Annotated in this window: 13 protein-coding genes and 1 pseudogene; 3 read left to right on the top strand and 11 right to left on the bottom strand. The window is 42.4% G+C overall.

All coding sequences use genetic code 11. From position 1 onward, the window contains the following. Position 1: 1 nt before the first annotated feature. From P159_RS0108310 to P159_RS18590, 5 genes are all read right to left on the bottom strand, one after another. On the bottom strand, positions 2-2,230 hold the full coding sequence (locus tag P159_RS0108310) for a hypothetical protein (RefSeq protein WP_029543125.1): 2,229 nt from the start codon (positions 2,228-2,230) through the stop codon (positions 2-4). 33 nt (positions 2,231-2,263) lie between these two features. After that, positions 2,264-2,791 (bottom strand): hypothetical protein, encoded by a 528-nt coding sequence (locus tag P159_RS0108305; protein WP_029543123.1) that lies wholly within the window; start codon positions 2,789-2,791, stop codon positions 2,264-2,266. Then, positions 2,781-4,511, bottom strand: a complete 1,731-nt coding sequence (locus P159_RS0108300) for a hypothetical protein (protein ID WP_029543121.1) — start codon at positions 4,509-4,511, stop codon at positions 2,781-2,783. Before P159_RS0108300 ends, P159_RS0108305 begins: the two co-directional genes overlap by 11 nt. Beyond that, positions 4,508-5,194, bottom strand: a complete 687-nt coding sequence (locus P159_RS0108295; RefSeq protein WP_221174086.1) for a hypothetical protein — start codon at positions 5,192-5,194, stop codon at positions 4,508-4,510. The genes P159_RS0108300 and P159_RS0108295 overlap by 4 nt, the downstream gene beginning before the upstream one ends. A gap of 75 nt (positions 5,195-5,269) precedes the next feature. Beyond that, positions 5,270-5,491, bottom strand: a complete 222-nt coding sequence (locus P159_RS18590) for an adenylyl-sulfate kinase (protein ID WP_029543117.1) — start codon at positions 5,489-5,491, stop codon at positions 5,270-5,272. Between the two features lie 139 nt (positions 5,492-5,630). Here P159_RS18590 and P159_RS21345 point away from each other — a divergent pair. Both P159_RS21345 and P159_RS21340 read left to right on the top strand, forming a co-directional pair. After that, positions 5,631-5,746, top strand: a pseudogene (locus P159_RS21345) (transposase); the annotation flags it as partial. Positions 5,747-5,863: 117 nt separating this feature from the next. Continuing rightward, entirely contained in the window at positions 5,864-6,061 is a 198-nt protein-coding gene (locus P159_RS21340) for a PD-(D/E)XK nuclease family transposase (RefSeq protein WP_029543115.1), read from the top strand. Between the two features lie 67 nt (positions 6,062-6,128). On the opposite strand, the gene P159_RS0108280 is transcribed toward P159_RS21340, so the two are convergent. Further along, positions 6,129-7,288, bottom strand: a protein-coding gene (locus P159_RS0108280; protein ID WP_318253469.1) for an IS3 family transposase whose coding sequence is annotated in 2 segments (ribosomal slippage) — positions 6,129-7,033 and positions 7,033-7,288 — 1,161 coding nt in all. Because the reading frame shifts where the segments join, the coding sequence is not laid out codon by codon here. 74 nt (positions 7,289-7,362) lie between these two features. Here P159_RS0108280 and P159_RS18585 point away from each other — a divergent pair. After that, positions 7,363-7,635: a hypothetical protein gene (locus tag P159_RS18585; protein ID WP_051650246.1), complete on the top strand. Its 273-nt coding sequence runs from the start codon at positions 7,363-7,365 to the stop codon at positions 7,633-7,635. 23 nt (positions 7,636-7,658) lie between these two features. Here P159_RS18585 and P159_RS0108265 read toward each other — a convergent pair whose 3' ends face one another. The 5 genes from P159_RS0108265 to P159_RS0108235 form a co-directional block, all read right to left on the bottom strand. Continuing rightward, positions 7,659-8,690 carry a hypothetical protein gene (locus tag P159_RS0108265; protein WP_185753676.1) on the bottom strand — a complete coding sequence of 344 codons (1,032 nt, stop codon included), beginning with the start codon at positions 8,688-8,690 and terminating at the stop codon, positions 7,659-7,661. Positions 8,691-9,055: 365 nt separating this feature from the next. Then, a complete protein-coding gene (locus P159_RS19355) occupies positions 9,056-11,758 on the bottom strand; it encodes an adenylyltransferase/cytidyltransferase family protein (protein ID WP_051650245.1) in 2,703 nt (900 codons plus the stop codon). 498 nt (positions 11,759-12,256) lie between these two features. Then, on the bottom strand, positions 12,257-15,868 hold the full coding sequence (locus P159_RS19350; protein ID WP_051650244.1) for a glycosyltransferase: 3,612 nt from the start codon (positions 15,866-15,868) through the stop codon (positions 12,257-12,259). A gap of 106 nt (positions 15,869-15,974) precedes the next feature. Beyond that, positions 15,975-19,361 (bottom strand): glycosyltransferase family 2 protein, encoded by a 3,387-nt coding sequence (locus P159_RS19345; protein ID WP_185753675.1) that lies wholly within the window; start codon positions 19,359-19,361, stop codon positions 15,975-15,977. Positions 19,362-19,419: 58 nt separating this feature from the next. After that, entirely contained in the window at positions 19,420-20,736 is a 1,317-nt protein-coding gene (locus P159_RS0108235) for a UDP-glucose/GDP-mannose dehydrogenase family protein (protein WP_029543108.1), read from the bottom strand. Between the last annotated feature and the right edge of the window lie 39 nt (positions 20,737-20,775).

Raw genomic sequence — 20,775 nt, 5'->3', positions numbered from 1 at the left:
TTCAGGCATTCCCCAGGATTCTATCCATCAGCTGCAGTAATTCCATATTGGTATAGCCATGCGGCCCCCATTTTACCGTTATTACATGTTCTTCCCCGTCTTTCACAGCGCTCTTATACTCATAGGGCTTGTCGTGCCAGATTTCTTCCAGACCATCAAAGATCACTTCATCGTCTATCGCTAAATACTGATAATCAATATAGACAGGAATCTTGACATTTTCATCATCACGAATGTCGAGACCGCGCAAGAATAAGATAAGTTCGCCATCATGAACACAATTTACCTTTATCCTTATCTCCTGTGCCAGACTCTCAATCTGATAGCCCTTACCATCCTTCCCGAACCACTGGGGATTAGATATCTTGCAGCTACTATCCGAGCACTCTATTTTTAGATCATTGCCCGAGGACTTCATGTTTTTGATATCAATCCTTGCAGTCATGAGATTCTTGACAAAAGAGCGAATCATAGCGCCTCTATAGAGAACATCACGAACCCTCTTAGCATCTTCTTCCTGTCCGAATGAACCAAAGTATCCAAAGACGGAATCCTGGGTCAGCCTCTGGCTTTCCGTCACATCAGAAATTGCTTTGGTAATGGCCAGCACTGCGTTTACATGCCGCATGGGGTAGTAATCAAACTGGTTTGCGTACAATTTTGCTTTGGAATATATTTCTTTTGAAAAATATCTAGTGAATATTTGTTGGCAATCTCTGGAAGAAAATGACTTCCACAAATATTCTTCAGCCTTTTCACGAATATTTTCTATTGGCCTACTCGTCATGCTTACTGTTTTATTCGTGTTATCCTGTTCCTCTAGACGAGCAATCTCCCTATTTCTTTTCTGAAATGGATATTTTTCATTCAAATATCTCGCATACTCTATGGTTTCTTTCTTATATTTTCTACCTCCATTTATTCTTACATCCAACAGACTCTTGCAGTATCTATCCAATATAAGGACAAAAATTAGTTCCATATCCTTATTTTTCTCATTAATTGTATTCAGCTTATAAAGCAAGGAATCCATCAACGGCATCATAGTTACAATATTTGCAGATAAAGATTCCACTGTAGCCTTGCCAAAATGATGTCGGCTATATGTTTCTTCATAAAGTTTCGCAACAACTTTAAATGAGGTCTCATCAGGACAATTAATTTGTTTCGCTATCATTTTACAAGAATCTTTGATGATTTTTTCCGTCGATTGACTAAGATCTGGAGTAGTATACCATTCTGCTATTTTCCTTGATCTCTCAAGAAATGCCGGCAGCTCCATGCTCCAATCTCCTCTAAGAGCTTCACCGCCACTCCCCGTAAATTTATACAATGTTTTTTCATAACTTGCATCCTTAAAGTGCATCTCTTTATGAAATCCCAGCATCGTCATTGCAGAAATATCCATACTTTCTTCCAATGTGTAAGGACTAAGATTTCTTGATATTGTATTGACATTCAATGGAAAATCGTATTGCTTTGACATATCAGTTGCTATTTCAAGATCTTCTTTATGTGTATGAAGTCCATCTTTCAAACTTTTTATCGTCAACTCTCTCAAGTCAGCATCTGAAGTCAAAAATAAACAAAATGTTATACGGGAATCCTTCCCCCCACTCAGGCCAACCTCAATGTTATTCGTTTTCTTCTTCAGATTACGAATGATATTTACCCATTTATCATACCATTGATCCAATAACTCAATACCTTCTTTGGAATCAATGGGAACTGACAATTCATGTTCATCAAACTCCTCTATTTTCATCACAGAGTTTGCCACATCTATCCTTATCCTGGTATTCTTAGGAAGCAGTCTAATCTCATTTATCAATGTTCCTTCCATGGACACAGAGGAAACCGTCCTCACCAGCAGATGGTTAGCATAATCCCGATTCAAGGTCAAAGGGAACAGCTTTTTCAGCTTATTGGCCATCAGCTGGAATGAGTTTGAAACAGCAAAATAACCTTCCTTCTGGAAAACATATATGCCATAACATCCCATGAAGTCCTGGGTAATGGTAATCTCATTCCCTTGGCGATTCACATAAACAAATGCCCCGTCCTTCCCAGAATACCCCGCAGAGTCACTTGCCGAATTCCCCATGGAAACTTGGTCACCATCTATCACATAGCCATATAACTTCGATTCAACCTTATCCAATGCCGTGGAATCAAGGAAAAAGAAATTCTCCTTGATAAATTCGCACTGAGTTGCATTTCCACTCATCATCAAACCGCCTCCATAGGAATCACAAATAGTTCATCATAATTTTGCCAGATTCACAACACCAAAATGTGCTTCATGGTCAACCAGAAGTTTCTCTATCATTTCCAAAAGCTCGGCCTTGCTGCAGCCATGAGGTTCCCAACGGATTTCCATAGTATACTCATCGCCGTCTCGCACAGCCCTGCTGACCACAAACGGCTTGTCGTGCCAGATGGGAGTTGATTTATTAAGTAAAACCTCTCCGTTGAGAGCAAAATATGTATAGTCAACATACAGGGGAATGGATGACCTGTGGCTGTCACGCACATCAAGTCCCCGCAACCAAATATTCAACGTACCCTTGCCCTGGCATCTGAAAGTCAGCTTCAGCGACTGCTCGGAACTTTCCAATTGATAGCCGGTGCCATCTTGCTGGAACCATTGGGGCATCTTTATCTTGCAGCCATCTGTTTTCTCAAAGAGCAAACCATTGGCATCATGTCCTGAATTCTTCAAATCTATCCTGGCCAGGAAAAACAGTGACAAGAAGGATTTAAGCACAGCGCTCCTGTAATCAAGCTGCAAAGAAGGTATGTTCCCCCCCCCGCGTCACATAGTCCTCCGTCAATGTACCATCTAGCAATTTCTCCCCGGCCTGCGCAACCTGCAGCGCATAGTCTGCCGCCAGGATGCCGTAGATGTATTTCAGTGGAAAAAATTTCTGTTTTCTCTCGAATTGCCGAGCAAAGGCATATATATCTTCCGAAAAAATATGCATGAACCTGTGCCTGAATTCTTCCGACAGGAAACTACCCAGTATTTCGTTATGTATGTCTTCATACTTCACATATGCAACTGATTGCTCTACATTTTTCCTATCTGGAGCAACAGACACTTCCAAGGACACAATCTCATGCTCAGCATCCTTGCGAGGGTATTTCCGGGAGATTTCCCTGGCTACTTCCAGTGTCCCCAAAGCAAAGGAACGATTGCCCTCCAGCTTGAAGTCCAGCAGTTCGTTTGCATATCTGGCCAAAATCAGCAGGAATAGGAAATTCTTATCCCCGCCATCTCTTTCATCCGTGCGCAGCATATGCAGATTTTTATCCAACAGAGGCATTAATTTACATACATTAGAAACGTAGCTTTCCACCGCAGCTTTACCAAAATGATTCCTAGACCTGGACTCCATATACAAGCGCATGGCAGCCTTAGGGTCATCCTTCGCATAGCCGTAGTCATGGCATAAGCTTTGAAAACCGCGTTCCAGAATTCTCTCTGCCGCTTTCCTTACCTCATCAACTACATAGACATTTCCCAAATCACTTTGCCACTTGATTAATTCTTCGGGAGTCATATTCCAGTAATCACGAAGCGTATCTCCGCCAGATCCGCCAAAAGCAAAGATGGGCTGTTCATGCTCTCTGTATTGGAAATACATCTCCTTATGGAAGCCCAGTTTTGTATAAAAGGAAATATCCTTGACCTCTTCCAGGGTATAGCTCCTGCTATTTCCGGCAAAAGAATTCTGATTAAGCCTTGTATGATAAAAAGCAGCTATTTCTGAAGCGATTTCATAATCTTCTTTATGGGTATGCAAATCATCGTGGATAGAATCAATCCTCACCTCATCAAGATTGATGCCTGCAGCAGCAAAGAGGGCAAACGTAATACGCGAATCAAAACCACCACTAAGGTCTACGCTGATGTTGTTAGTCCTGCGTTTAAGTTTCCTGATGAGGCTTGTCCATTTCTCATACCACGCATCAAGGATCCTCATACCCTGCTCGCTGTCAATAGGCACAGATTCTTCCTGATAGTCAAGCCGTTCTATGGACAGAGCCTTCTTCTCAATGTCAATGAACACTCTGGCATTCCTGGGCAGCATCTTGATTTCCTGCAGCGGTGTTTCCTCCACAGAAAGGGAGCACAGGTCAAAGGCGAACATGGACATGACATAGTCCATATTCACATGAAGCTTTTCCTTTGATTTCAACCACTCTGCCAAATACATGAAAGAATTCGAGAGGGCAAAATATCCTTCTCTTTGATACAGGTACAAACCAAAACTTCCGCTGTAGTCCTGGGAGATAATCAGTTTTGAACCCTTTCTGCAGATATGGACATAGACCCCATCCGGGCTAACCTGCTCAGGATTCTCATCTCTGCCATCACATATCTTCCCATCCTGGATGCAGTATCCATAGAGGCAGGTTTTTGTCTCATGCATATTTTCACTGTCCAGTACAAAGAAATTTTCCTTTATCACCGGACTTATATTCATAACTTTTTCATAAGGCCTCATGCCTTCATCTCCTTGCTCACATCCTCCATAAGCTTAGCTTTCAAAGAACCTTCAAGACTGCCTATAAAATAATCATCGACACTGTCAAAAGCTATTTTACCAATTTCAGCTTCAGGGACACGATAGAGCTTATCTCCCGTCAAAACTAAGCTATTCAAGCTATTTCTAGCAGCAGCTTCTTCCACGCGGATATCCGGGAAAACACACTTGACCGCAATATTATTGTCCTTCAGGACTTCAAATAAATCGCGATGATATACTTCACCCTCAACATGAATTAAACTGACAGAAACATCATTAGCCTGCAACAAGCTCATAACTTTTAACCCTGGCATGGTTTTTCCACAGTTCAAAAGCTCAATCTCCAATATCTTTTCATCTAAAAGCACAGTTCTTAAAAGCTCTTCTAGGCAAGCGCAGGCAAAAATATCTCGCGATAGCAGTTGCAGTTTCACCACACAATTTGCCTGAAAAAACACCTTGCCAAGATTTTCTATTATAGCCAAGATCGGCAGAGCCTTACCATTTTCTTCCAGAGCTACAGTAAGCTGTGGCAAAACCAATGACTCAGCATAATCCATCTTCTTACTGAGAGTATTTAACTCTTTAAGCTCCTTCTCCATCTTCTGCTTCATGTCATCCATACACTGCTGGTTCAAATACAAACTTGCTTCTTTCAGCAAAATACTTTTAGCCTTAGTGAAATTCTCCCCAATAGTTGCTCCTGCCGCATCTTTATGCCCACCGCCACCTAAAATCTACATCAATGCCCTGGTGCATACCCGAGCATTACGGCACCCATACAGACTTCCCTCCCTGCTGTAGCCGTACTTGTCATTAAAAACTATCCTCCCGGCATCACTGTCCAAGAAGAATACATTGGGCTTCTTTGCACAGATTCTCTCATAAAGAATTTTCCCCACCGTAGTCTTCCCTGCCCCGGAAAGGCCGGTGATCCAGTATACTTTTCCTTTGGTCATATAAGTATCTTCAACTCCTGTTCGATTATCATTTGTTATTATTCATCACATATTCATCCCAATATTGACATCCCTGCCCCATTTGTTAAAATAATAGTAAGAATATTCCCATCTGCTCACTTTGAAGGAGGCAGGAAACATGACACTCCCTTATCCCGTTTTAAAGCACAAAATCGAGCAGGACATTGAGCGCAAGCTGTATAACCCGCTAAATGATGTCCTCTTCAAATTCATCTTCGGCAGCGAAGAGCGAAAGCAGGTCACAATTTCCTTCTTGAACGCAGTCCTGGCGGCAAATACCAAGACCTCAAGCCAGCCATCACCATCAATATCCTTCGCTACACCATCTTTCCCGAAGAACCCATGCACTCCATGTACAGCATCTACAACATCGATACCAAGCGAAGGCTCAACAACGACATGGAATTGCACTTCCTGGAAGTGCCGAAGTTCACAAAGAAGCCCGTCAAAGAAATGACCCGCATGGAACGCTGGCTGGCCTACTTTTCCAACAAACTCGACGAAAAAGAAATGGAGGAATGGCCTTCCCCCATGCGCTTAGACACCTAAAATGAAAGATTCCTAACGCATCCTCAAAATTGCTTTATTTTCCGCAGTTTTGGCCATCTTCACCAATTTAGGCAGCAATTTTTTCAACGGGCATTCGCTCCATGTAGTATTCTTCCGGAGTCTGGTAATCGTTGCTGGAATGTATTCGCTGGCGGTTGTAGAAAATCCAAATATACTCAAATACAGCCGCCTTAGCTTCAGCGCGAGTGCGGAAATGCTTCTCGTTCAGCCATTCCTGTTTTAATGTACCCCAGAAGCTTTCCATGGGAGCGTTATCCCAACAGTTGCCTTTCCGGCTCATGCTCATCGTAAAACCATTCTGCTTTGCCATTTGGCAGTAGTCTTTGGAACAATACTGGCTTCCACGGTCAGAATGGAGGATGCAGCCGTTTACATCGCTGGTATGATTTATGGCATCCTGTAAAGCTGACATAACTAGCTGTTTGGTCATACGGCTGTCCATGGCCACTCCTACCATTTTACGGCCGCATAAATCCATCACCCCAGCTAGATAAAGCCAGCCTTCGTCTGTAGGGATATAGGTTATATCACTGACCATCTTTTCCCCAGGATGTTCCGCAGAAAAATTGCGGTTGAGAACATTTTCGGCAACAGGCATATCATGGTCTGAATATGTTGTAGCCTTATATTTACGACGTGCCTTGCCATGTATGCCGTTTGCCTTCATGATACGTTCTACACGCTTGTGGTTGACCTTAATCCCCTTTTTACGTAGCTTTCTGAAAATGCGCACGGAACCATAGGTCTTATTGGATTTTTCGTGAATTTGCTTAATGATACGTAAAAGCTCATCATTGCTTTTGTCACGTGGGCTTGGCTTGCGGGAAAGCCAAGCGTAAAAACCGCTTCTGGATACATTAGCCCATCGCACCATCTTTTCAATCGGATATTTGCCGCGGTTAGCTTCGATGTAGTAATATCGGATCACTTCAGGTTCTTGGCAAAGAAGGCGCTCGCTTTTTTTAGGAATTCATTCTCCTGTTCAAGGTCTTTAATACGCCGCTGTAGCCTTCTTAGCTCGGCATCCTCATCACGGAGCTTGCCACTGCCGACAAAGGGCTGCTCCGGATGTTTTATGTATCTTGCCTTCCAAGTGTATAGGGAACTTACGTTGACTCCTATCTCTCGGGCTACCTGGCTGGCCGGAACACCGCTCAAGACTCTTTTTACGGCTTCTTCCTTAAATTCATTACTGTATCTGTTCAATCGTATCACCTCATGAATGTATTGTACCATTCATTTCGGGTGTCCAGCAAAGCGGGTATGGGGCAGAACTCACCATGAAAGAAACAGCTATAAATACTGCCCTAGATGCGACATCCATCTTCATGCAGAACGAAAATGAACGGCTAGCCTATCTCAATCGTGAAATGGCTATCATGGACTATGAATCGGATAAAGATTCTTGGACTGAGGAAGGCCGCAGAGAAGGCCACAGGGAAGGAGTGCTAGACATGGTGAAATCCATGATTGCCAACGGCTTTGATGATGAAACCATCGAACGCATTTCTTCTTTGCCTGCAAAAGAGATTGAAAAATTACGCAACCAGTGAACCTCACCTAGGGCGACAGTTGGCTATACAGATGGCTTTAAGAACTTAGCAAATTCAATAAAAGCCATATCTGCGGTTATACTAGACAAACACCTGGGCACACTATCTCCCAAGATACAAGCTTGTGACCAATTTTTTGTCAACCAGCAACAGCATACGGGACAAGCTTTCGAAAAAAGATTGATATTCTCTGCATGCCCATACACCCTAGAATCAGTAGGGCCAAAGAACACAAGTGACTTTCCAGCTAAGAAATGACGTAAGTGCACAAGTCCGCCTTCACTTCCTATATGCAACAAAGCGTATTTTAGTATAGCTGTAGTCTCGCCTAAAGTAGTCTTACCTGTCAAATTTTTATCAACATATCTTCCTAGTTCATCATCATAATTTCTTCCAATTAATACTATACATATTTTGGGATATTGTATTTTTATCTTCTTTAAAAAATGTACATATTGAGATATTGGATATATTTTAACGGCTTGTCCATTCATATTGTCAGTATCTCTATTAACCGTAACATATTCCTTACCGCGTAATCCGAACAAATCTAACGATTGTAATTCATCTTTCGTCAACGGTATTTCAATTTCATCCGACCTGCTTACACCTAATACATTATGGATATCTGATTGTTCAACCCAACTTCTTCCCATTAACAGCGCGTAATAGTTGATGTTATATAAATTATTATTGCCAAATAACTCTCGCCATGAACGTTGACAATCCATGCAAAAATCATACAGTTTTGTGGACTGCTTTCTAACAAGCTCTCCCCTAATAAATACGACTCTAGGAATTCGAACCATATGAAGTATCAAGTCGTACTCTGGCACCTCATTTTTTTCACAATGAAAAATTAAATCTCTAACTTCTTCACAAGAAACCGTCTTTTTAATTATGGTTCCGATAAAACGATGAAAAAAAAGGTAGTGACGAGATGCATGGGTAATATCACATTCGCCAAACAAAACATCTTTAATCTTTTGGCAAAGTAGCATATCCTTAAGTGCATCTCCGACACCCCCACCATTATAAACCAATATCCTCAACATATACACCACATTTCATTTCGTACAAAACATTTAGTGGATGATTTTCCTTTTTTGATGAATACGAAAACAAATCACCATCCGACGTTACAGTTCCCTGTCTTTTTTGATATTCATAATACCACGCAACGATATCGTCAAGATTTAAAGGAATCAAATTATCTTTAGGTAACTTATGCTTTATTCTAAGACTCTTTTCAACCCTCGCAGTAACCGCTTCCTTCGCCATGATGGACGAGGCAAAAGCACTAAGCGTAGACAGAGAGTGCATAATAGCCACAATGCATAAGCATGAGTCCGTTTGTCCTCGTTATTTACTGTAGAGCAGAAGCCGATACTTCCTGAATGGTCGCAGGAAGCAATGTGTATTAGTTATTGTGAGAATATACAGGTTCCATATGGTTTTGCTTCATACGGAATTTTTCATTCCATCCCTTGGAAATAATCGCACAGACCTTGCGATCTTCATCTAAAAATTCTTCAATACTAAACTCCCTGCCCTTCCCCTTTAGGATATCAGTCATTCCATAGAAAACAGCCTTTCCACCCCTATCTTCGATATGGTCCATCAGAACAACAAAATCTTCCTCCAGAAGCTCAGGCAGCCTTGTTAATAAATCCATATGTATACATCTGCCCCCCCCGAACGGACATTTGATGAGGATTAAATCATACTGCTCATCAGCAGTGAATCGCTCAAAACCTTGATAGACAATTCCATTGAAATCGCCACTCTTGGCTTCTAATAATGCGGAACCAAAAATACTTGTTTTTGTGAAATGCATTTCCCATTTAGCAATTTTACTATCCACTCTTTGCTGGTCAAAATCTAAAACCTTATGCCTCTCCCCTGCTTTTTCTGTATATTGAGCAACCAATCTAGTCACTTCATCAAAATTGAATTCAAGTATGTGACGCGGAAAGCAAGTGGAAAGTATTCTAAAAAGAGGATTCAAATAACTGCTTCCAACTACATCTATAGGAATTGGAACTGCATTTTCCGCTATATGCTTTCCTGCCTCTTGCAAAAACAAATGTTCACGGCTAGAATTTGGCAACATATCTGCTGCTTTCTCACCATTCCCTGCCTCCAGACTATGACGAACTCTGGAAGCACTAATAAGAGTGTTATCCTGCGAAATGCGCGGTATTTCTATCAAACGGATATCGTATTTAGGCAGAATTCTATTCATAGCAGCATTATACTCTGCAGTAACAGGATCCTCCTTCTCTTCTCCCACAAACCTATAAGTAATACCAAGAGGTTTGGCAATAAATTCCGCAAAGAGAGATACATCGTATTCCACATTCATACGAATATCCTCATCCTTTATTTTGATGAAATACTCAGGAAACGTAGTCTGAGACAGGATAAATGCTCCCCCTGGCACCACTATTACTTTCTTTAAATCCTTGACGCCTTTCTGAACCATCTGAAACCGCTCTGTGAAAGAAAACAATGATTTGTCTTCCTCCACCACAAAGATAATGAGACAGTCTACCAACTTTATGCTTTCTTCAATCAAATATCTGTGTCCCTTAGTGAATGGGTTACAGTTCATGACAATAGCACCCACTCTAGCATATTTTAAAAGCTTGGTATCATAAAAATACTTGCAAAGATACGTATATCTCAGATACATGCCTTTGCTGAATTGGAACGGCTTCCTCACCTTTGGCTTCTTATCCAAAGAATTTTTCATCAACGACAATAATTCTTTAGCTAAAATAGTATTTGCCTTGTGATTGCAATGAATCAGGCTATCAGTGAACCAACCATATGGCATGCTATACCGCTCTGCAATCTCAGGCAAGTTTATGGCAGGAAAACCGTACCGTCCATTGGCATCAAAAATAACCAGTATATCACCTGATACAAAACGAGTGCTAAGAATACGTCCCAGCATCCCGCCCCAAGCCCCTTCATTACGTACACGCACAGAGTACCCCATCTCATTAAGCTGCTTTTGCAGCAAACTTTCAATAGTATGAGCATCATCTACCAAAGATCCAACCATGATACAAGGACCAAAAAACCATATAGTGCGGTCATATTTCTTAGGCACACCGCAAGTACTACGCTCACCATTTCTAACATGGAACAGCGGGTGCTCCGAATCCTTCAATCGATTCACGCCATTCATCCGTATATGTGCAGCAGGCATAATAGATTTTAGAGATTGGACGTACTCTGGACTATATAGCTCTTCAAAAAATCCCTGGCAAGCTTGGTCTGATGGAAAACCAGCGGATGACCTTTGCTCCTTATATCCTTTTAAATATGAACTGTCTCCATGCTCAGAATTACTGAGAACAAAAATCTCTACCTCAGCAGAAGTCGACAACATATCCTTCAACAGACGATAATCCAAATTATCGCTCTGCATACGCTCCACTTCATCGAAGAAAGACCGGTAAAACGTATATGTGGCTTTTCTCCTCAACGAATTCCTACACACAGCCTGCATGGTATGGTATTCCTGTTTGTCAGGAAAAACCAGAGATGTCTGTTTGTCCAAGAAATCCATAATATTTCTCTCATCTGCCTTATCAAATGGAACATTGCTTTCTCGAAGCAAACTAACCATGCGTTCGTAAAGAGAAATATTCTTTTTTTGGAATGGTTTTACCAGAGTTATTCCATATCCACGTCGCTTAAATAAACGATAGGTTTCATTGATACCTGTTTTATCAATACCATAAAAAGTCAAAACTTTAGCAGCGCAATAGCTGTAGTCATCATCTTTATTGAATTCTCCCAGCAGAATTCCCTTGCTGTCTACCACAGGCAAAAATTCAACACTATTTTCTTGCATCATTTTTTTCGCTAATAAGAAGTTATTCTCTCGCAAGAGAATAGTATTGTGACGAAATTGCACATAAGGCTCTGACGTGTCCAAGAGTTCCTTCCATGACACCACCCCAGCATAATGACCATTCTCTGGCTTCACAATATAAACCCTGCATGTCCCAACTTTCTTCATGAGTTGCTTTACAGCATAAACAGGTACATATGTCTCTTCACCGTCCAGCACCATTATTGCCATTTCCCTGGTCTCTTTTTTCTCCATCTTGACAAACTCCTTCCCCCATAGGCACCATGTAAATAAAAAAAATCAAAGTCATCTATTTGCCTGCCTTGAGCCATGGCACACTATTCAATGTTCCCCCAAAATTTATGGCAAAATAATGTTGCAAATGAGTATCACCTATCTCAGTATCCAGAATTGTTCATCATTCAAATTCATCACAAAAAAAATCTGTAGGTTGCTTTTCGAACCGACTCAAAAGATTCTTCTCACAATTCCATTACACCATCCTATCAGAATAACCTTCGGATAAGTTGATTTTTTTGTAGTCAACTTGGGTAAACAAAAAATTAAATTTCGAGCTACATACACTCATATCTGAAATATATCGCTATCAGAAACACTCCTTTTCCTTTCCCAAAATGTAAGATCTTGCATTAATTATTAGAATTTGATGTGCGATAGTATTTCAATTCAAGTTTAGCGAATATCCCTAGCGCACTCAAATTCTCTTTAATCACTGAGTATCCCCTAACTATTTCATTTTACTTCAAGACCATCAAATATCTTCTGGTCTACTACTATTATTTTTTCCTTGTTTACATTGCAGGAAAGAAGTTGTGCATATATCTCAGCAGCATACTTCGTGGTTGCTACAAGATAGATACTATTTTCAGCCACAGCACCAAGCACCTCAGGCAAAGACTTCACAATCTTGCCTTCTACCATTGTCCCCTGCAAAGACTCACTATTATCACATAAAATCAGATTGTCAGCTGGAAGGATTTTTTTTATCTTTCCACAAAGTTTCTTGCCAAAATCGCCACATCCGAACAAGACAACAGATGAGCATTTTTTTAGCAGCTCAATAAAAGTATCACTATTGGTGTCAATTAATTTCCGCCAGGGTTCATATACATTTAATCTGGACTGTAATTCTTTTATTTCTAAGCCACGCTCTGCCTTTTCTTGATATGTCTGTTTCAGCTTTGCATTGATTTCAGATTTCTCTGCATATGTCTGCTGCAACTTTGCATTAAGTTCAGATTTCTCCTCATACGTCTGTTTTAGTTTGGCATTTATCTCCGATTTCTCCGCATATGTCTGCTGCAACTTTGCATTAATCTCCGATTTCTCTGCATATGTCTGTTGAAGCTTTGCATTAATCTCCGATTTCTCTGCATATGTCTGTTGAAGCTTTGCATTAATCTCCGATTTCTCTGCATATGCCTGTTGAAGTTTTGCATTCAATCTCGATTTTTCATCATAGGTTTTTTTTAGCTTTGCTTGCACCTGAGATACTCCATCCCGTCTTGCACTTCTTATTTTTGACCACAGCCAGCTTTTCTTGTTTTTGAAATAGTCCAGCATCACCTCTATACGCTCTGAAGGAAGTGATGCCCACGCTTCACTTAAAGTGGCAGATACACAATCATATCCCCTGCTCTCTATAACGTAGTCAATAATTTTTCTTAACTGTACATCATTGCCATCTTCCTTTACATTTGTGCGCCACAATGCATTTTCCTGGGAATTTTCCACATAAGAAAGCTCCCTGAACTTATCCGCTTGAACAACCTTCACTCCTGAAAGTATCTCCATAGCCTTGAGCCAAAGGTCATCCGCATGCAATGCTGTAACTTCAATGTTCGATTCCTCGAACATATCTGAGGTGCTCAATAAGTGTGGCGGATATAATGCTCCAGCTCCCCCTGTTGCCAATAGGGCGTGGGTGGGGACCCCTTTAACTACCTCCTGCTCATGAAGCCACATTTGATAAGGCAGGATTTCATTCTTTTCTTCATTCATCATGATAAGGTGAGTCCGCGTTGCTGACACAGCCTCTGGGAATTCCAGATAAGATCTATACAAAGACCTAAGCGTTTCTCGTGGATATTTCAAATCATCGTCAACGGTCACAATCACAGCCTCAGGATGCTTCTGCATAGCATAATAATATTTTTTATGTGGTTTCAGATTTCCATCACACCAGCAAATATCTATAATACCTTCCTTCTGATATTCCTTTAGTTCCTCCGGAAGGCTTTCATCTTCCTCAGGGAATTCATCTCTGCTCAACCACAACTCTATCCTGTCTGCAGAAATTTTCTGCTTCATAAGAGAATCAACAACAGCTGACACACAGCCAATTCTTGCTGGATATGATGTCATAGAAACAATGAACTCACGCTCTACCAACACCTCTATCTGCCCACAATCCAGTCTCCGAACTATGCATAAATCACGATACAATTCCTCGCTGTGCAGTGATTCTACATCCAAAGTTGCATATATCTCGCTGCCAAAAACGTTGTGCAGGAACTTATAATACTCTCTCACAGCCTCAGCTTCTGCACCAGTTTTATGCCGAAAATCTCTAATATGTTTCCATAATACATCCATATAGTTTGTAATAGCAAAACGGCATATGCTGTTCCTTATGGAATCCTGACGAGATGTTTTCATTGCATAGCTTGTAGCGCCTGATATCTGATCTACTATGTCTTTCAATGACATTTCCTGCTCTGGACGATGATATTCCACCAATGATTCCTTTAAGCAGGTTATACCATCTGCCATGATGGCAGTCAAGGCAGAAAATACCATATCATCATTCATGGGTTTTTCTTTGAGTTTTAATTCTTCCTTCAAAAGAAAATCCTTGCGATACAATCTCGGACCTGGTATTGCAGGAAACATACTCATGATTCGATCTGGACAGTCCTGATAATCAAACAAATCATTATCTGCTTCATCCGTCAGCCAATTCAAATGAAAGCCATTCTCTCTTCTCTTTATCCCCTCGTTATCCACTTCATAATAATTAGCTGCCACAATATCTGCCTGAGTCATCTCTGCCCGCACATAAAGATTCTTCAATAAAGAACGATCGGCAATGCAGCGACTATCCAGGAACAATACATAGTCACCTCTGGCAGCACAAGTTCCTTGGTATTTTGCGTTTTCTGCCCAATCTTTCCCCTGTTTCAGAAGCACAACTATATCATCTGAATACAGGTATTTTTCAAGGATATCCTTTTCTGCTTCCATTACCTCATCTGCAATGATAAGCACCTCATAGGATTTCCAGGTCTGCCCCCTAAGAGCGGCCAAGCTTTTCTCTAACAGGTCTATATCATGAGATAATCTCATTACCACAGTTATCCACGGTCTGTTCTGTTCCATATTCAGTGGTAAGGATGAGTTCCTCTCACCTGCAGAAATTGATTTTCTAATTCTTCCCAATCCATTCTTTGCAAGGCCAGAACTAAGATACAGCAGTTCCGGATGTTCAAGCAGCATTTCATAGAACATCTTTCGCCATTCATCTCCTCCAGGAACCTCAGAAAATTTCCAAGGTTTATCCTTAGAAGAATAATGTACTATAAACGCAGATTGATAAACCTCATCGAGATTTGAAAACTTTGTTCCATACAAAACATTCAACTGCTCTATGCTATATTTTTCTTTAGCGCGTACCAAATTAACATAAAGAAAATTATGTAACAAAGAAACATATCTTACATGGCCATCAAATACAATATTGAATATATTTTGATCCATCAAATTGCTATCTTTTTGTCGTTTTTTTGTAGCTAGCAATTTTTCAGTGCAAGAATCATTCCTCATCTTAGCTAAGTTCAAAAGCATAACGCCAGAATTGAAATAACCCTGAACCATCTTATGGAATCGATTCTTGGAATACATTGTACCGCTGTCGATAGCTGCCGCAACATAACAATCGTCCAACTCAATGTCCCACAGTTCTCTAAGGTCATGACGAACAATCAAATCACCATCAAGGTATATCACCTTATCCAAGGAACTGAGGAGTTGGGGAAGTGAAAATTTTAACAACGCAGCAGTGGAAGCAACACAATAGCTATGAGGATTGAATTTATGCAGGTCTCTATAAAGTTCCGCTGAAGTGCATATAATATCTATGGACACATCATCTGCCTCAAAGCATTTCAATCTATCAGCCAAAGATGACTCAACATCATCCATAATCAAATGCACAGCAAGCTTAGTATTTGTTTCCTTATTTTTTATCAGAGAAAAAATACTGGTGGAAGCTGGCGTAATATAATTTTCGTCTAATATAAAAGCTACATGTATTATCTCATCAATTTGATTATTTACATCAAACATTTTTCTTTCCTTTCCCACAACATATATTTCATCTACGCAATTTCATAATCTATTGATCATAATATCTTTTCCATTATTTTCTTAAATGCGGCCTATATATGCACTTTTAAACAGTTCCTACATGACTCAGCTCCACGGCCTCCATAAGCTTAGCTTTCAAAGAACCTTCAAGACTGCCTATAAAATAATCATCGACACTGTCAAAAGCTATTTTACCAATTTCAGCTTCAGGGACACGATAGAGCTTATCTCCCGTCAAAACTAAGCTATTCAAGCTATTTCTAGTAGCAGCTTCTTCCACGCGGATATCCGGGAAAACACACTTGACCGCAATATTATTGTCCTTCAGGACTTCAAATAAATCGCGATGATATACTTCACCCTCAACATGAATCAAACTGACAGAAACATCATTAGCCTGCAACAAGCTCATAACTTTTAACCCTGGCATGGTTTTTCCACAGTTCAAAAGCTCAATCTCCAATATCTTTTCATCTAAAAGCACAGTTCTTAAAAGTTCTTCTAGGCAAGCGCAGGCAAAAATATCTCGCGATAGCAGTTGCAGTTTCACCACACAATCTGCCTGAGAAAACACCTTGCCAAGATTTTCTATTATAGCCAAGATGGGCAGAGCCTTACCATTTTCTTCCAGAGCTACAGTAAGCTGTGGCAAAACCAATGACTCAGCATAATCCATCTTCTTACTGAGAGTATTTAACTCTTTAAGCTTCTTCTCCATCTTCTGCTTCATGTCATCCATACACTTACGCAGATTATTTTTTGACTTTGAAAGAATACCTTTCTTATACGTCTCAAGCCATGTATTATTTTTCTTGTCCATCCAGACAATCTTTTCCAGAGGCACGCCATTAGACAGCATCTTCAACCCTATTTCGCGCACATTTTTCTGATTTCCCATAGCAATGACTACCGCATCAAAATCCACCTTGCCCAGCTGATCCGGTGCCGATACAGGCATGCCCATCTTCAGGTGACGCTCATACTTGTCATCCAGCCACTGCACTACCTGTGCATAGCCTGTAATCTCCAGCTGTTTATAGTAGGACTGCCCTACTTCATGAGCACCATAAAGCACCACCCGGCTGCCCTTTTTGACACAACCAAAGGGGAAGACATAGTTCTGCTTGAGATTGCCATTAAAGGTGTCTTTGTAGAACTCAAATTCCGTCAAACGGATAAACGAACCATCCGGATAAGGGTGATTCTTGTTGAAACCGTGGCAGACCAAGTTTTTGTACACATCGTTTTTATAGGCAGGCTTCACGGCGATGATGACTTCTGCATCTTCCTCTCCTGCCCAGTCTTCCAGGCTCCTGACAGGAACATCCTTAAAGCTGTCAAGCTCCGGTGCTCCGGTCACAGCAAAACCTATGATTTTCTCCTGCAACCCCTCTTTGACCAAATCTTCATAGCAGGACTTGCCCATCAGGCCAGCGCCATAGATGAGGATTTTATCAGCCTCTGCCACAGCAGTTATGACATCCCGCCTCATGCCAAAAAGACGTTCAAAAAACTTCTCCGGTTCATGGACAATAGCATAGAAATCCATAGCCAGCATTTCACTCTGCTCAAAGAGAAATTCATAGTCCACCAGCCTGCGCCGGGTAAATTCCTGGCAAAGAGCTTTCAGGCGCTCATAGAAGACAGCTTTATCCTTCATCGGAATGCGGTCGAGAGTCCAGCGATAGTTGCGGAATGCCGCACAAGCGTATACTCCCTTGAACTCATCGAAAAGCAGAGCATCCTTGGACAGCAACTCGCCCAAGTAGTCATATTCATCACATATGCAATAAACCTTGCTTGCATTGTACACCGAAGAATTTGGATTGTCCCTGCGGTTCATATAGTAAGCCTTATCCACAAAGTAAGCCCTGCGGGCATGCATTATAGTCTGGAACCAGAAACCATTGTCCTGGAAAGAGGCCCCGGGGGTCTCGTTGTGACGGATATGGTTATTTTCCAAGAAGCTTCTCAGATAGATACCGCTCCAAGTGTTCATCTCGAAGGTAAAGCATTTCTTTTCCTTGGCTGCATCTATCACACGACCGCAATAACTCTTGTCCCCCTTGGTGATATGGAACAGGGTCTTGTGCAGATTTCCCTCGCTGTCCCTGGTAAAACGATAGAAACTGGCTTTTACAAGCTCAGCCTCGTTTTGTATGGCGGTATTGTAAAGCTCCTCATACATTTCTGCAGGTGCGAAATCATCTGTCTCCAAAATGCCGATGTACTCGCCCTGAGCACTGTCAATGGCTATATTCATCTGATAGCCATAACTCTTTTTGTCAGACTTGATAAGCTTCACACGACTGTCACGGCTCATATAGTCCTGAATGATTTCCAAAGTGCCATCTGTAGAGCCGGCATCCACGCAGATGATCTCGATATCCTGCAAAGTCTGATTCACAGCGCTTTCCAGGCACTCTGCCATGTATTCATGGACGTTCAAAGAGGGCAATATCAACGAAACCTTGATGGGGAAATCACTGTGCATTTCCTGTGCCTCGATGAGATCTCTGGCTTCTGTACGGATCAGGCCGCGAAGCTTGTCGTATTCCCCGGGATGATAGAAATATGTTCTGTTTTTCCCGGCTATCCCCAATTCCTGCCAGCCTTTATTATACAGATGGACCGCCAGCTGTCGCCTGCTTTCTCCCTTCATGTTTTCCAGCTGCCACAGACAGAAATGGACACAGTAATTGACAAAATCCTGCTCCCTGACTGCAAACAGATTTTCCTTCTCCATGAAATCTCGCACGGCTTTCAGCGCCTTGTAGAAGCAGTCCCAGGATTTTTCTCTGGTCACGGACAGCGAGCCACCCATGTTCACCCTGTGATGCACCAGTACATTGCCCACATAGGAGATACAACCAGCCTTCAGCATAGAAGCTGCCACAAAGAAGAGATCATTGGTTGTACGAAGTCCCTGAAAGCCAATGCCTAAACCTTGCACAAAAGAGCGACGATAAAGCTTGTCCCAAGGCCACCAGATAAAGGCTTTGAAGAAGTCCCTGCCAATGGCGGCAGAGGGAAACGACTTGGCTGTAGGCAGAAGATTCTCTCTGATGCTCCAGGGGTAGGGCGTGTATTCGCCGGTAGCATCATCATAGCGGTCGCAACGGCAGACCAGCACATCAGCCCGCTCAGACTCTGCCGCCTGATACATTTTTTCCAGCATGTCCGGCTCGAAGATATCATCGCTGTCCAGGAATATCACATAGCGGCCTGCTGCCTTGCTAAGGCCAAGATTTCTGGCTATGCCTGCGCCCTGATTTTCCTGCTGCAAAATCTTAAAACGCCTGTCGCGGGCAGCGTATTCCTGCAAAATGGCCACGGAACTGTCCGTAGAACCATCATCCACACAGATGACCTCAATATCCTTCAAAGTCTGGCCCACCAGTCCGTCCAGACATTCCCTCAAATAGTTTTCTTCGTTATAAACCGGCATGACAACAGATACTAAAATATCCACTTGTTTTCTCCTCTCAAACCCAGCAAATGAATTTCCCTTGTTTGCCAAAACTACTCCCTTAGAAATCTGCGGGATTTATTGCGCTCCGCCCCATAGAATCATAAGCCACTCCTGCCTCTCTGGCTTCAGCCAGCTCATAGCAATTCCGACCATCAAGTATAACCGGACGTGCCATAAGCTCTGCATAGCGCTGCAGGGGCAGTTCCTTTATCTTCGGCCAATCTGTCAAAATAAGGCAAAGCTCTGCTCCCTGCAAAGCCTCCTCCACACTCTTGCAATACTTCACCTGTGTAGGATAAAGTTCCTTGAACCGCTCCATGCCGATGGGGTCATAAACCCTCACTATAGCCCCTTCCTCCAGCAGCATGGGTACATTGGTGAGAGACGGGGCCTCTCTCAAATCATCTGTGCCAGGCTTAAAGGTCAACCCCAGCACAGCCACGGTGACACCTTCCAGATCCTCATAATACTTATGGGCCTTCCTTATCAACTTCAGCTTCTGATGGTCATTGACCTCAATGGCCGCCTTGACAGTCTTCAGCTCCTGCTCATGGTAGTCAGACAGCCAGTGCAGGGCCTTGGTGTCCTTGGGGAAGCAGGAACCGCCGTAGCCGATGCCAGCACGCAGGAACTTGCTGCCAATGCGCTTGTCGTAGCCCATGCCTTTGGCTACATCCTCTATATCTGCCCCGATTTCCTCGCAAAGGTTAGCGATTTCGTTGATGTAGCTTATCTTGAGCGCCAGGAAATCATTGGAAGCATACTTGATCATCTCCGCACTGCGACGATTGGTAATAATCTTCGGTGCGGCAAAGTCCTTGTAGAGTTCCGTGAGCTTTGCTTTGGAGTATTCATCCTCCACCCCCATGACGATGCGTGAGGCATGGAGAGTATCGTGCACCGCCGTACCCTGCGACAAAAACTCCGGATTGGAGGCCACATGGAGGGGGGCTACCCCCTCTGCTCTATGCTCTTTGATTAGCTTTTCGATTCGTTCATTGGTGCCAATGGGGACGGTGGATTTCACTACCACTACGCACTCCCGCTCTGCGGTCTCCGCTATCTGCATGGCCACGGCGTAGACGTAGTTCAGATTGGCAGATCCATCCCGCTTCTCCGGGGTGCCCACGCCGATGAAGATGATTTCTGCATCCTTGTAGGCACTGGCATAATCCGTGGTGTAGGTCAGGCGCTCCTTGTTCTTTTCCATCAGGGCATCCAGGTCTTTTTCGTAGATCAGGGCCTTGCCGTAGCGGTTCAGACTATCGATTTTCTGCTTGTCCACATCCACACAGGTGACTTGGTGGCCGTGCTCGGCCAGGCAGACAGCGGTGACGAAACCGACATAGCCTGTGCCTGCGATTGCTATTTTCATGGTGTATTGCTCCTTTTTGCCTTTAAGGAGAGGGCGTGA

The sequence above is a fragment of the Selenomonas sp. AB3002 genome (assembly GCF_000702545.1).
Taxonomy (GTDB): Bacteria; Bacillota; Negativicutes; order Selenomonadales; family Selenomonadaceae; genus Selenomonas_B; species Selenomonas_B ruminantium_A.
Note: the sequence above shows the minus strand (reverse complement) of the source record. Positions and strands in the feature narration are given on the sequence as shown.

Bases quoted from the DNA above. Each gene is read 5' to 3' on its own strand.
- P159_RS0108310 (WP_029543125.1), bottom strand. From the start codon at position 2,230: ATGATGAGTGGAAATGCAACTCAGTGCGAATTTATCAAGGAGAATTTC.
- P159_RS0108300 (WP_029543121.1), bottom strand. From the start codon at position 4,511: ATGAGGCCTTATGAAAAAGTTATGAATATAAGTCCGGTGATAAAGGAA.
- P159_RS18590 (WP_029543117.1), bottom strand. From the start codon at position 5,491: ATGACCAAAGGAAAAGTATACTGGATCACCGGCCTTTCCGGGGCAGGG.
- P159_RS21340 (WP_029543115.1), top strand. From the start codon at position 5,864: ATGTACAGCATCTACAACATCGATACCAAGCGAAGGCTCAACAACGAC.
- P159_RS18585 (WP_051650246.1), top strand. From the start codon at position 7,363: ATGAAAGAAACAGCTATAAATACTGCCCTAGATGCGACATCCATCTTC.
- P159_RS0108265 (WP_185753676.1), bottom strand. From the start codon at position 8,690: ATGTTGAGGATATTGGTTTATAATGGTGGGGGTGTCGGAGATGCACTT.
- P159_RS19355 (WP_051650245.1), bottom strand. From the start codon at position 11,758: ATGGAGAAAAAAGAGACCAGGGAAATGGCAATAATGGTGCTGGACGGT.
- P159_RS19350 (WP_051650244.1), bottom strand. From the start codon at position 15,868: ATGTTTGATGTAAATAATCAAATTGATGAGATAATACATGTAGCTTTT.
- P159_RS0108235 (WP_029543108.1), bottom strand. From the start codon at position 20,736: ATGAAAATAGCAATCGCAGGCACAGGCTATGTCGGTTTCGTCACCGCT.